The sequence below is a fragment of the Haloferula sp. A504 genome, from assembly GCF_044385805.1.
Taxonomy (GTDB): domain Bacteria; phylum Verrucomicrobiota; class Verrucomicrobiia; order Verrucomicrobiales; family Akkermansiaceae; genus Haloferula.
On the sequence record NZ_JBISBU010000004.1, the window covers coordinates 125,916 to 138,750 of the forward strand.

Sequence of the window (12,835 nt, forward strand, 5' to 3'; positions counted from 1 at the left end):
TTTTCTTAGAGCGGGTTGACCCGCCCATCGGAAAGGACGAAGACCGCGGTGCTCACGGGTTCGAGGAGCAGCGACGGGAACAAGCCGAGGACGACGAGGGCCACGGCGGGAACGCCGATGGCCAGGGCGTGTCCGATGCCAATGCCGGTCGCCGCCGTCTCACCGTCAGTGACGAAGGCCTGCTTGAGCACCTGGAGATAGTAGTAGAGCGACACCGCGCTCATCACCGCCGCGAGGGCGACGAGCCAGGTGATGCCGGAGACGGTGCCGACGGTGGTTTCCGCCAGTGCCTGACTGAACAGGGCGAACTTTCCGACGAAGCCGGCCAGCGGCGGGATCCCGGCGAGCGAGGCCATGAAGACGAGCAGCGCCAGTGCCTGCAGCGGCGAGCGGTGGACGAGTCCGGCGAAGGACGCCACCGAGTCGTCACCCGCTTCGCGCTCGACCGCGGCGGTGACCGCCAGCGCGCCGAGCGTGGCGAGTCCGTAAACGACGACGTAGAACAGCGCGGCACCGGCGGCCGCGGCGCCGTTGGCGCAGAGGCCGACGAGCAGGTAGCCGGTGTTGGCCACTGCCGAGTAGGCGAGCAGGCGGCGGACGCTGGTCTGGGCGAGAGCGAGAAGGTTTCCGAAAAGGATCGATCCCGCCGCAAGTATGGAAAGCCACACCGACCAACCGGAAACGATCCCACCCCAGGCTGCAGAGCCACCGGAGGCGTGGAAGCCGACCAGGAGAAATCGAACCAGCACCACCAGTCCGACCGCCTTCGAGGCCGCGGCGACGAGCGCGACGCTGGTGGCCGGAGCTCCCTGATAGACGTCGGGCGCCCAGTAGTGGAAGGGGGCGGCGGCCAGTTTGAAGCCGAGACCGGCGAGGACCATCGCCAGTCCGGCGATGGCCAGCGGCGAGGTTGGATCGGCCGCGAGGGCCGTCGCCACCTCGGGCAAGGTGGCGGCACGGGAGAAGCCGTAGATCAAGCTCAGCCCGAATAGCAGGAAGGCCGCCGAGACGCCGCCGAAGAGAAAGTATTTCAAGGAGGCTTCTGACGCGCGGGCCGTGCGCGGGAAGCCGGCCAGCAGGTAGAGCGAGAGGCTGGCGAGTTCGAGCGCGACGAACAGGAACAGCAGGTGGTTGGTGCCGACGGTGAGGCAGAGCCCGGTGATGGCGAACAGCAGCAGCGCGTGGAATTCGCCGGGCTGGCGGATCTCGTCCTTCGCCGGCGGCAGCAGCACGGCGAGCAGGCCGAGCGCGATCACCACGCCCTTGAACAGCCGCGCCAGCGGATCGAGGGCGATCATCGGGGTGGCGGCTTCGCCGGTGGCCGGGAACAGGATCAGCGAGGCGCCGGCAAGCAGCAGGCCGAGGCAGGTGATGCTGGAGATCACGCTCAGCGGCGCGGGCTTGCCGCGTCCCTCAATCGCGAGCGCGGTCGCAAGCACCGCCAGCGCGGTGACCACCAGGATCACTTCGGGCAGCAGTTGCTGGAAAAGGGCGGAGTAGTTCACGGCAGGATGGACTGGAAGAGCGGCGAGGCGAGGCCGTCGTCGATGAGCACGAGCCACGGCTTCGGATAAATCCCGATCGCCAGCGAAACGGCGAGCAGCAGGACGATGGCGGTGAGTTCCGGCCAGGTGAGCGGCGGCAGCTTGGGCGGCTTGGCATCGGTCTCACCGCGGACCGGGAAGAAGGCCTTCTGCAGCGCGCGCAGCGAGAAGGCGCCGGTGATGACGATGCCGAGGATCAAAGGGATCAGCAGCAGCGGGAAGGATTCCCACAGGCCGATCGCGACCGAGATCTCGGCGACGAAACCGCTGAAGCCGGGCAGTCCCATCGAGGCGGCGGTGGCGAGGGTGAAGGCGACCGCCGCGCCCGGCAGCGTGCGCCAGAGGTCGAAGCTGCGCAGCTCGGCGAGGTCGCGGGTGTGGGTGCGGGCATAGACGACCCGCCCGGCGATGCCGAAGAGCAGTCCCGCGATGACGCCGTGCGAGATCATCTGCAGCGCCGCGCCGCGCAGGCCCCAGTGGGTGGCCGCGGCGAGGCCGAGCAGGACGAAGCCCATGTGGCTGACGCTCGAGTAGCCGATGACAAACTTGAGGTCCTTCTGCGACAACGCGGTGAAGGCGCCGTAGAGGACGCCCATCACGGCCAGTCCGGCGATGACACCGCGCCATTGGGCGAAGCCCTCGGGGAAGATCGGCATGGCGACGCACAGCGCGCCGAAGGCCCCGAGTTTCATCACCACGCCGGCGAGCAGCATCGAGGCGGCGGTGGGGGCGGCGACGTGACCGGTCGGGGCCCAAGTGTGGAACGGCCAGACACCGGCCAGCACCGCGAAGCCGAGGAACAGCACCGGGAAGGCCCAGGCCTGGAAGCCCGGCGAATAGTCGGCGGCGGCGAGATGCTGGAGGTCGAAGCTGGTGCCGCCGGCCGCGGCGTAGGCGGCCGCCAACCCGACGAGGATCAGCGCGCTGGCGCCGATCGAATACATCGTCAGCTTCATCGCTCCGTATTCCTTGCGGGTCGATCCCCAGATCGCGATCAGCAGGTATTTCGGCAGGATGACGACCTCGTAGCAGACGAAGAGCAGGAAGGCGTCGCGGCTGAGGAAGACGCCATAGACGCCGCCGATGATCGTGAGGAACAACGAGAAGAACGCGCGCTGGCGCTTGTCGATGTTCCAGGAAAAGAGGATGCCGGCGATGGCGACGAGGCCCGTTAGAAGAAGCAGCGCCAGCGAAAGGCCGTCGGCCTGCAGGTGCAGGCGCGCGCCGAGGCTGGGGATCCAGTCGCGGTCGAAGGACCACGGTGCGGCATCCGGGTGGGCGAGCTTGGCGAGGCAGCCGGCGCCGGCGGCGAGCGCCCCGATGGTCGCGGCGGCCAGCGCGATCACCCGCGACAGCGCCGCGCTGCGGGCGGGCAGCAGCAGCACCAGCAGGGCGCCGGCGAAGGCGGAGAGGAGGGTCCAGGCGGGCGTCATGGCTTGAGGAAGTCGAGCAGCCGCAGCGTGTCGGCATTGAGGAAACGGAGCAGCACCTGCGGCCACAGGCCGGGGATGACGATGAGCGCGATCACCGGCGCGAAGAGCCAGCGTTCGGCGGTCGAAAGGTCGGGCCATGTCGAGAGCCCCTCACCGAGGGGTCCGTGGAAGACCTTGCGGATGAGGCGCAGCAGGAAGACCGCGGTGAACAGCAGTCCGAGCACCGAGACGGCGGCGGCCCAGGGCAGCAGGCCGAAGGTGCCGTTGAAGACGAGGAACTCGCCGATGAAGCCGCTGAGCCCCGGCAGCCCGAGCGAGGCGAAGATCGCGAGGCCCATCAGGCCGCACAGCACCGGCACCCGGGCGCGCAGGCCGCCGAAGTCGTCGAGACCGCGCCGCCCGCCGGAGCGCGACTCGAGGATCGCGATGCCGAAGAACATCGCCGAGGCGATGATGCCGTGGTTGAAGGCCTGCAGGAAGGCGCCGGAGATCGCGGAGGAGGCCGACTCGCGGTCGCCCTGGCTGGCAACCACCGCCGCAGCGGCGAGCACGCAGTAGCCGAGGTGGTTCACCGACGAGTAGGCGAGGATGCGCTTGAGGTCCTTTTGCGCCAGCGCCGCCAAAGCGCCTAACAGGACGGTCGCCACCGCCAGCGCGGCAAGCCACGGGGCGAGAACGGCGAAGGTCTCCGGGAAGATCGGCAGGAAGACGCGCAGCAGGCCGTAGACGCCCATCTTCGACAGCAGGCCGGTGAGCAGGATGGTGATGGGCGTCGGGGCCTCGGCGTAAGCGTCGGGCAGCCAGGCGTGGAAGGGGACGATGGGGATCTTGACCGCGAGGCCGAGCAGGACGGCGATGGCGACGAAAAGCAGCAGCGTCGGGCCGGTCAGGGCGGTGCCGGCGAAGGCGGTCGCGAGAGTTTTGGTGAGGTCGCCTTTCGAGGCCATCTCGGCCAGTTGGCCGAAGTCCATCGTGCCGACGCCGATCTGCAGCGCGAGGAAGCCGAGCAGCATGCAGACGCCGCCGCCGAGGGTGACGATGAAGAAGCGTCGGGCGGCGCGGGGCGCATTCGGGCCGCCCCACAGGCGAATGAGCAGGTAGGCCGGGATCAGGGTCATTTCCCAGCACAGGAAGAAGGGGATGAAATGCCGCGCGGTGAAGACGCCTAGCAGCATGGTTTCCATCACCAGGATCAGCGCGGCGTAGCTGCGGCTGGTGAGACCCTTTTGGAGTGAAATCGCCAGCACGAAGGTGGTGACCAGCGAGGTCAGCAGCAGGAACAGCCACGAGGTGCCATCGACGACGAAGGTGAGCGCGATACCGGCATCGGGGATCCAGTCGAGGCTCCAGGCAGCCATCGCGCCGCCGGGGTTTGCGCCGCGGAAGCCGAGCAGGGCGACCAGCACGATGGGGATCAGCGACCACCAGGCAGCGAACCGGCCGGCGGCACGATCGCCCGCGCCGCGCCACGCGGCGAGAAGCGCGGCACCGGCCAGGGGAGCGAGGATGAGAGTGAGCAGCATGGCGGGATCAGAGCCAGAGGTAGAGAACGAGCAGGACCGCGACACCGAGGCCGATGGTCCGGAGGTAGGATTGGATGCGCCCGGTCTGGGCACCCGACGCACCGGCGGCGCGGCGTTTCAGGCCGGAGCAGGCGCCGTCGAAGCCGGCGTTGAGGCCGCGTTCGTCGCTGGCGCCGGTGAGGCGGCCGAAAGCCTTGAGGACGGTCTCGCCGGCGGCCATGACCGGCACCAGGATGCCGCGCTCGATGGCGTCGATGAGCGAGGCGAGCATCGCCAGCGGGCCGATGATCGCTTTCTGATAGAGCGCGTCGAAGCCCATCGCGTTTTCGAGGAGGCGCCACAGCGGACCGAGCTTGCCGGAGAGTGGATCGGGCGCGCCGGAGTCGTCCGAGACACGGCGATAGACGGCCCAGCCGGCGCCGACGCCGACCGTGACCAGCGCCAGCGAGAGGATCAGCAGGCCGATCGCCCCGTGCTCGCCGAAGGCACCGCCGTGGAAGCGGGCGGCCTCGCCGTCGATCCACTTTTCGAACCATGGCCAGAACGGGGTGGCGATCAGCGAAAGCAGCACCGCACCGGCGGCCAGCACGTAGAGCGGGACGAGGATCACGCCGGGGCTTTCGTGCGGGTGCTCGACGCCGGGCCGGCGCGGTTTTCCGAAGAACACCAGCAGGGCCTGGCGGGTCATGTAGAAGGCGGTCAGCAGCGCGGCGGCGACGGCCAATGCGAACGGGCCCTTGCCGCCGGGCCAGATCTCGGCGCTGTGGAGGATGGCCTCCTTGCTCCAGAAGCCGGAGAACAGGAACGGGAAGCCGGCCAGCGCCATCATGCCGATCGAATAGGCGAGGAATGTCCGGCGCAGCGGTTTCGACAGTCCGCCCATCTTGCGGATGTCCTGCTCGCCGTGGCAGCCGTGGATGACCGAGCCGGCGGAGAGGAAGAGCAGCGCCTTGAAGAAGGCGTGGGCGATGAGGTGGAACATCGCCGCGCCGACCCCGCCGGTGCCGAGCGCGACCATCATGAAGCCGAGCTGTGAGACGGTCGAGTAGGCGAGGATGCGCTTGAAGTCGTATTGGGCGACCGCGACGCAGGCGGCGTAGAGCGCGGTGATGCCGCCGATCCAGGCGGTGGCCGTCAGAGCGGTCGTGACGCCGTCGCCGTTGGCGAAGATCGGGTGGACGCGGGCGACCATGAAGACGCCGGCGGCGACCATGGTGGCGGCGTGGATCAGGGCGGAGACCGGGGTCGGGCCCTCCATCGCGTCGGGCAACCACGTGTGCAGGGGGACCTGGCCGGACTTGCCCATGGCGCCGACCAGCAGCAGCAGCGCCGCGGCGGCGGAAACGGTGAGACCTCCGAGGGTCGTCGTACCTGCGAGCGAAGCCAGCGCGGCGGATTCGAGCAGGCCGTTGCCGCCGTCGTAGAAGAGCAGCGTGCCGGTCTGGCGGTAGAGCCAGATCATGCCGAGGAAGAAGGCCATGTCACCGACGCGGGTGGTGATGAAGGCCTTCTGCGCGGCGGCCGCGGCGGAGGGTTTTTCGAAGTAGAAGCCGATCAGCAGGTAGGACGCGAGGCCGACCAGTTCCCACGCGATGAACAGCAGCAGCAGGCTGTTGGCGAGGACCACCATCAGCATCGCGCCGCAGAACAGCGACAGGAATCCGAAGAAGCGGCCGAAGCGCTTTTCGTCGGCCATGTAGCCGGTGCTGTAGATGAAGATCCACAGCGCGACGAAGGTGACCATCGCGATCATCGCCGCGCTCATCGGGTCGAGCAGCACGCCGACCTTGAGTGCGCTTTCACCGAAGGTGAACCAGGTCGCGGACGTGGTGAGGCGGAAGGGTTTGTCGACCCCCGGGGTGAGGGTGCAGGCAGTCGCGAGCAGCGCGAGGACGCACGACACGCCCAGCGCGCCGATTGCCAGCTTGGAGGCGATCCGTCCGCGAGCGTCCGGCAGGAACGCGACCGCGGTGGCTGCGAGCAAGGGCAGCAGCGGGATCGCCCAGAGCAGGGTTGGCAGGTGCGGTTGGAGCGCTTCAGCCATGGAGCGAGTTGGAGGCGTTGAGGTCGGTCGAGCGCGTGTGGCGGAAGACCATGAGGATGATGGCGAGACCGACCGCGGCCTCGGCGGCGGCGATGGCGATGCCGAAGAGGACGAACATCGGGCCGGTGAGTTGCGGGTCTGGCGGGCCGTAGCGCCAGAAGCCGATGAAGTTGAGGTTGGCGGCGTTGAGCATCAGCTCGATGCCGACCAGCACGAGGATCGTGTTGCGTCGGGTGAGCACCGCGAACAGGCCGAGCGCGAAGAGCACGGACGAGAGGGTGAGCAGAACGGCGAGGGGGTTCATGTTAGGAGAATGGTTTGAACCACGGATTGAGGCGGTTTTTGTGATTTTTTTGACGCCGGACAGGTGCTGGATTTGGAGAGGGGAACCGTGGATTACGCAGATTAAGGGGATTTTCTTGAGGATGGAGGAAAGTGGATGGACGGGCGTTGCAAGGGTCTTCAGAATCTCAATCCCCTAAATCTGCGTAATCTGTGGTTCATCTTGTTGGATCTAGGGCTTTTTCGACGGTTCCCGGGCGAAGAGGGCGGCTCCGAGCATCACAGCGGTGAGCAGGATGGCGACGGCGAGCACTGCCGGGGCGTGGGTGGTGAAGAGCAACTCGCCGATCCGCCTGACCGGCAGATCCGCGGTGCCGGGTGGTGCCTCGGGAAGCGTGCGGTCGACGGTGTAAAGCAGCGTCGCAAGCAGTGGCAGCGTGCACAGCAGGCCGGGCCCGACCGACTTTGGACGGCGGGCAATTTCCTCGATCTCGTCGCGCGGGCGCGTGATGAGGAGGGCGAAGACGATCAGCACCGCCACCGCGCCGACGTAAACCATGAACTGGACCAGTCCGAGAAACTCGGCGCCGAGTGCGATGTAGAGCATGCCGGCGAGCGACAACGTGAGCGCCAGCAGCAGCCCGGCGTGCACCGGGCGCGCCTTCCACACCGCGCCGAGGGCGGCGAGCATGATCAGCGGTGAAAGGATGAGCAGTGCGGTCATGACTCGGCGAATCGGTAGGTGCGGTTGGACCGGGCGAGTCCGCGGTTGAAGAGGACGGTCATGATGACGAAAGGCACCACCAGCAGCGCAATGGTGACGACCCAGGCGATCAGGCCGTGGCCGGCGCGGTGCAGGAGCGTCCAGATGCCGGCTGCGGGAATGGTCAGCAGCGACATCGGGATCAGGGCGAGCCAGCCGAAGCGCATGAGCTGGTCCATCCGCAGGCGCGGGAAGGTCGCCCGGATCCACAGGAAGAGGAAGATCACCGCGGCCAGCTTTGCGAAGAACCAGATCCAGGAGGGCACGAAGCCGAGTCCGGGGAAGGGGGCCTGCCAGCCGCCGAGGAAGAGGGTCACGCCGAGGCCGGAAATGGCGAACAGCCCGAGGTATTCGCCCATGAAGAACAGAGCGTACTTGAAGCCCGAGTATTCGGTCATGTGGCCGGCGACGATTTCCGATTCGCCCTCCGGCAGGTCGAAGGGGCAGCGGTTCGCCTCGCCGATGCTGGCGATGAAGAACACCAGCCCGCCGACGAGTCCCCATGGCGTGAGGATGTGCCAGGCCGGCAGGAAGCCCAGGTGGTAACCGCCCTGGTGGGCGACGATCTCCGGCAGCGACAGCGTGCCCGAGACCATGATCACGGCGATGGCGGAAAGAACCAGTGGCAGCTCGTAGCTGACCATCTGCGAGATCGCGCGCATCGCGCCGAGCATGGGAAACTTCGAGCCGCTGGCCCAACCGGCGATGAAGACCGAGACCTCGGTGAGCGCGCCGAGCGCGAAAAAGAACAGCAGGCCCAGTTCCAGCGGCACCGGGGTCCACTCGCGACCGTAGGGCAGCACGCCGAGCGCCATGATCGCGGGGATCACGATCAGGATCGGTGCCAGCAGGTGGAGCAGCTTCTCGGCCTTGGCCGGGACGATGTCCTCCTTGGTCAGCATCTTGATCCCGTCGGCCACCGGTTGGAGGATCCCGAAAGGACCGGCGCGGTTGGGCCCGATGCGGTTCTGGGCGCGGGCGAGCGTCTTGCGCTCGATCAGCGACAGCAGCGCAAAGGCGGTCATGAAGACGGCGAGCACGGTCGCCGCGCCGGCAGCGATGCCGCCGATCGAGACCAGCCACCCGGGCGCGTTGAAATGCTCCAACAGGTTTTCGACGAGCCGCTTCGGCAGCAGTGGCAGCCATTCGGGCGACCAGAGAGAAGGTTCCGCGGCTTGGGCAATCAAAGTCTTCATTCGCTGCCTCCTTCCTCTTTCGGCGGATCTTCGGTTTTCGCCGTTTGTTCAGCCTCCGCCTTGGCCTTCTTTTCGGCATCGGCCTTCGCTTTCGCGGCGGCCTTGGCGGCCTTCTTTTCGGCATCGGCCTTGCGCCGGGCGAGGACCTCGGAGGCTTCCTTGGGTCTCAGTTGAAGATGGTATTCGGCGGACTTTGCCAGGTCGTGGAGGTGGAGCTGGAGTCCCTCGAAGCGGTCGTCGGTGGCGAGTTCAAACTGGCCGTCCATGTAGATCGAGTCGAAGGGACAGACCTCTGCGCAGAGGCCGCAGCCCATGCAGACCGAGGCGTCGATGTCGAAAACCTTGGGACGCTTGAGCGCCTTGCCGTTCTCATCGCGATCCATGACGATGTAGATGCACTCCGGCGGGCACGACTTCTCGCAGATCTTGCAGGCGGTGCAGCGCAGTCCGGCTTCGGGGTCGTCGTCGTAGCAGAGGAAGGGGATGTTGCGGTAGTTGGGACTGATCGGGGCACGCTGCTCCGGATACGGCACCGTCGTCATCCGCTCCTTCTTGTAGAAGCTCTGGAGCATGTTCTTGCCGGTGACCGCAAGGCCCTGGAGCAGCCCGAGCCCGGGCACGACCCACTTGCCGGGCTTTGCCGATTTGGGTTTTGGCCCGTTCTGGGTGGGAGGTTTCATCGGGTTAAAGAGCCGGGTTTACCGCAGAGGCGCAGAGGCGCAGAGGCGCAGAGGCGCAGAGGCGCAGAGGCGAAGAGGCGAAGAGGTCGCGGAGGAACGCGGAGAGATTTGGATGTATGGGCTCGGTTGCCACAGGGGTCTGGCGTTGTCGGTGGGGGTGTTCCTGGCGTCCCGAAGGGACGAGACACGGGTGGCCGGGCGCTGAAGCGCCCGGCTAGGGATGTTTGGCCCCTTCGGAACCAGTTGGACTTCTCCGCGAATCTCTGCGATCTCCGCGTCTCCGCGGTTTTCAGTGTCGCCACTTCTTTCAGCGGCTCAGTGGGTTTGGAGTTCTCGTTCATCGGTCCACCTCCCCCAACACGATGTCGATGCTGCCGAGGATGATGACGACGTCGGCCAGGTCGAGGCCGAGGCACATGTCTTCGAGCAGGGTCAGATTGACGAAACTGGGGGCCCGCACGCGGAAGCGGTAGGGGTCGGTGGTGCCGTCGCTGATCAGATGGAAGCCGAGTTCGCCCTTCGGGCCCTCGATGCGGCCGTAGGCATCGCCGACCGGCGGCTTGAAGTTGCGCAGCTTCGCCTTGGGATTGATGAAGTCGCCCTCCGGCAGGGCATCGATCGCCTGGCGCAGGATCTTCAGCGACTCGCGCATCTCCAGAAAGCGGATCATGATGCGGTCGTAGCAATCACCCTTTTCGCCGAGCGGGATGCGGAAATCGAAGCGGTCGTAGATGCCGTAGGGCTCGACCTTGCGGAGGTCGTAGCTGATCCCGGCGGCGCGGAGCATCGGTCCGGTGACACCGCCGTTGACGAGTTGCTCCGGCGGCAATTGGCCGACGTCCTGGGCGCGGGCGAGCAGGATCTCGTTGCCGATGAGGAGTTGTTCCATCTCGTCGAGGAAGGGCCCGTAGTCGTCGATGATCCTGGAGACCTGGCCGATCCAGCCTTCGGGCAGGTCGTAGCGGCAGCCGCCGAAACGCATGAAGTTGGCCATCATCCGCGCGCCGGTGAGATCCTCGAACAGATCGAGGATCTTCTCCCGCTCGCGGAAGGCATACATCAGCGCCGACCCCCAGGCGCCCATGTCGCCGAGGATGAATCCCATGAAGGCGGTGTGGTTGATCAGCCGGGTCAGCTCGGCGAGGATCACCCGCATGTATTCGGCGCGCTCGGGGACCTCGATGCCGGCGAGCTTTTCGACCGAAAGGGCGTAGGCCCAGTTGTTGGTCAGCGGGCAGATGTAGTCGAGCCGGTCGGTGTACGGCATCGCATGGAGGTAGGGCCCGCCTTCGGCGATCTTCTCGTGGTTGCGGTGGAGGTATCCGAAGACCGGCTTGAGGCGGACCACCGTCTCGCCATCGAGCACGACGTTCATCCGGAACACGCCGTGGGTCGACGGGTGCTGCGGCCCGAGCGAAACGCGCAGCAACTGGTCGTCGTCGGTCCCTTCGAGGGTGGGCGCGGACAACGGCGTGGCGTCGGAGATCATTGGGTTTGATAGGGGTGAAATCCGTGGTTCAGTCCTTCTCTGTCGCGGGATAGTGGGTCCTGGCGCGTTCCAGCACCTCGGCGTGCGGGGTGGGTTCGTATTCGAAGTCGTCGGGGGCGACGTAGTCCTTGCGCATCGGATGATCGACGAACTCGTCCCACATCAGGATGCGGCGCAGGTCCGGGTGGCCGGTGAAGCGGACGCCGAAGAGGTCGTAGATCTCGCGTTCCTGGAACTCGGCGCTGCGCCAGATGGAAACCACGGAGGGGATCTCCACGCGGTCCGTGCGGTCGCCAGTGCGCACCCGCAGGACCAGCGGGCCGACGCGGTCGGGGTGCGAATAGAGGTGATAGACGACTTCGAGGAAGCCCTGCGGCTCCGTGGCTTTTCCCGGATCCCCGGAATCCTCGTCGTCCTCCGGGACCGCCACCTTGTCGGCCAGCACCGGGTCGGGCCAGTCGATGCCGGTGACGTTCGAGAGATAGTCGAAACGCAGTTCGTCGTGAAGGAAGCGGCAGACTCCGGGAAGGTCGGCGGGCGCGACCAAGAGCGAGTGCTGTTCGGCCGGTCCCGGGTTTGCCCGCAACTCGACGGTGGCGTCGGGCAGGGCCCCGCGGAGGCGGGTGAGGATGGTGTCGACGTCCGGGTTCATCAGTCGGCGGCTTCCTCGTGGACGACCGGGTCGGGGTTCCAGATCTCGCGGTTGGCGGCCGGTTGCAGGTCGTGGGCTCCGTATTCCGGCACCGGGAATTCCGCGGTGCCTTTTGGATCGGCGTGGCGGACGCGGTGGTCGCCGATGAGTTTCTCGCCCGCGATCTTCTTGCGCAGGGCCAGCAGTCCGTCGAGCAGCGCCTCCGGCCGCGGCGGACAGCCGGGGATCACGATGTCCACCGGGATGTAGCGGTCGATGCCCTTGAGCACGTTGTAGCCCTGCTTGAAGGGCCCTCCGGAGATCGCGCAGGCACCCATGGCGATCACGTATTTGGGCTCGGCCATCTGGTTGTAGAGGCGCACGACGAGCGGCGCCATCTTCTTGGTCACGGTCCCGGCGACGAGCATCAGGTCGGCCTGGCGCGGCGACGGGCGGAAGACCTCGGCACCGAAGCGGGCCATGTCATACTTCGCCATGGTGGCGGCGATCATCTCGATGGCGCAGCAGGCGAGGCCGAACTGCATCGGCCAAAGCGAACTCGAACGGCCCCAGTTGATCAGCGACTCGAAGGAGGTCACGTGGATGCCGGCCGGTTTGAGTTCCCCGGCGAGTTTCGGGTCAATCGCCATAGATCGTGAAGTTGGATTTCTGGCTGCCGCGCCAGTTGAGCAGCCCCTTGCTCCAGGCCCACAGCAGGCCCTCGGCGAGCAGCAGGAGGAAAAGCATCGCCACGACGAAGGCGCCCACGCTCAGGTCGAGGAAGGTGACGGCGAAGGGCAGGAGAAAGACGGTCTCGACGTCGAAGAGCAGGAACAGCAGGCCGAAGAGGTAGTACTGTGAGTGGAAGCGCGTCTGGCTTTCGGCGATCGGCTCGAGGCCGCATTCGTAGAGGGCGTTCTTCTCCTTTCCGCGCTTGATCGGGGTGAAGAAATTCATCCACAGCCTCGCCAGCACCAGCGCACCGATCGGGACGGCCAGGGCGACCGCGAAGAATACGAGGACGGGGATGAAGGGGTGGGCCATCCAGAGATTGGTTTTTTGGTGTTGGCGCTCCGTTCCGCTTGCCTGGTGATCCGTGCCCGGATCGTCGGACGTTCGGCCGGAGGCGCAGGAGTTACGGTTTTGGGCGGCAGCCGCGTCTATGACTGCAATTTCGGTCGAATACAAACGGTTGAGGGAATCAGCGCCCCTTTCGCGAGATAATGCGGGGCGTGGCGGCGGGTTTCCAA

Annotated in this window: 12 protein-coding genes; all 12 read right to left on the reverse strand. The window is 66.6% G+C overall.

Annotated elements, in window-relative coordinates:
* Positions 1-5: 5 nt before the first annotated feature.
* The 12 genes from ACG2LG_RS03495 to ACG2LG_RS03550 all read right to left on the reverse strand — a co-directional run bounded on the left by ACG2LG_RS03495 (position 6) and on the right by ACG2LG_RS03550 (position 12,629).
* On the reverse strand, positions 6-1,505 hold the full coding sequence (locus ACG2LG_RS03495) for an NADH-quinone oxidoreductase subunit N (RefSeq protein WP_396256340.1): 1,500 nt from the start codon (positions 1,503-1,505) through the stop codon (positions 6-8).
* Positions 1,502-2,977 carry a NuoM family protein gene (locus tag ACG2LG_RS03500; RefSeq protein ID WP_396256342.1) on the reverse strand — a complete coding sequence of 492 codons (1,476 nt, stop codon included), beginning with the start codon at positions 2,975-2,977 and terminating at the stop codon, positions 1,502-1,504. The genes ACG2LG_RS03495 and ACG2LG_RS03500 overlap by 4 nt, the downstream gene beginning before the upstream one ends.
* Positions 2,974-4,500 carry a NuoM family protein gene (locus tag ACG2LG_RS03505; protein ID WP_396256344.1) on the reverse strand — a complete coding sequence of 509 codons (1,527 nt, stop codon included), beginning with the start codon at positions 4,498-4,500 and terminating at the stop codon, positions 2,974-2,976. The genes ACG2LG_RS03500 and ACG2LG_RS03505 overlap by 4 nt, the downstream gene beginning before the upstream one ends.
* 7 nt (positions 4,501-4,507) lie before the next feature.
* The gene (gene nuoL, locus ACG2LG_RS03510; RefSeq protein ID WP_396256346.1) at positions 4,508-6,544 is read right to left on the reverse strand and encodes an NADH-quinone oxidoreductase subunit L; all 2,037 of its coding nucleotides are present in this window, start codon (positions 6,542-6,544) and stop codon (positions 4,508-4,510) included.
* Positions 6,537-6,848 carry an NADH-quinone oxidoreductase subunit NuoK gene (nuoK, locus tag ACG2LG_RS03515; RefSeq protein WP_396256348.1) on the reverse strand — a complete coding sequence of 104 codons (312 nt, stop codon included), beginning with the start codon at positions 6,846-6,848 and terminating at the stop codon, positions 6,537-6,539. The genes nuoL and nuoK overlap by 8 nt, the downstream gene beginning before the upstream one ends.
* 210 nt (positions 6,849-7,058) lie before the next feature.
* Positions 7,059-7,550 carry an NADH-quinone oxidoreductase subunit J gene (locus ACG2LG_RS03520; RefSeq protein ID WP_396256350.1) on the reverse strand — a complete coding sequence of 164 codons (492 nt, stop codon included), beginning with the start codon at positions 7,548-7,550 and terminating at the stop codon, positions 7,059-7,061.
* A complete protein-coding gene (gene nuoH, locus ACG2LG_RS03525) occupies positions 7,547-8,785 on the reverse strand; it encodes an NADH-quinone oxidoreductase subunit NuoH (RefSeq protein ID WP_396256352.1) in 1,239 nt (412 codons plus the stop codon). Before nuoH ends, ACG2LG_RS03520 begins: the two co-directional genes overlap by 4 nt.
* Positions 8,782-9,465: a NuoI/complex I 23 kDa subunit family protein gene (locus ACG2LG_RS03530; RefSeq protein ID WP_396256354.1), complete on the reverse strand. Its 684-nt coding sequence runs from the start codon at positions 9,463-9,465 to the stop codon at positions 8,782-8,784. The genes nuoH and ACG2LG_RS03530 overlap by 4 nt, the downstream gene beginning before the upstream one ends.
* Positions 9,466-9,802: 337 nt before the next feature.
* Positions 9,803-10,954, reverse strand: coding sequence for an NADH-quinone oxidoreductase subunit D (locus ACG2LG_RS03535; RefSeq protein WP_396256356.1), 1,152 nt, complete (start codon positions 10,952-10,954; stop codon positions 9,803-9,805).
* Between the two features lie 28 nt (positions 10,955-10,982).
* Positions 10,983-11,606, reverse strand: a complete 624-nt coding sequence (locus ACG2LG_RS03540) for an NADH-quinone oxidoreductase subunit C (RefSeq protein WP_396256358.1) — start codon at positions 11,604-11,606, stop codon at positions 10,983-10,985.
* The gene (locus ACG2LG_RS03545; protein WP_396256360.1) at positions 11,606-12,235 is read right to left on the reverse strand and encodes an NADH-quinone oxidoreductase subunit B; all 630 of its coding nucleotides are present in this window, start codon (positions 12,233-12,235) and stop codon (positions 11,606-11,608) included. Before ACG2LG_RS03545 ends, ACG2LG_RS03540 begins: the two co-directional genes overlap by 1 nt.
* Positions 12,225-12,629: an NADH-quinone oxidoreductase subunit A gene (locus ACG2LG_RS03550; RefSeq protein ID WP_396256362.1), complete on the reverse strand. Its 405-nt coding sequence runs from the start codon at positions 12,627-12,629 to the stop codon at positions 12,225-12,227. Before ACG2LG_RS03550 ends, ACG2LG_RS03545 begins: the two co-directional genes overlap by 11 nt.
* Between the last annotated feature and the right edge of the window lie 206 nt (positions 12,630-12,835).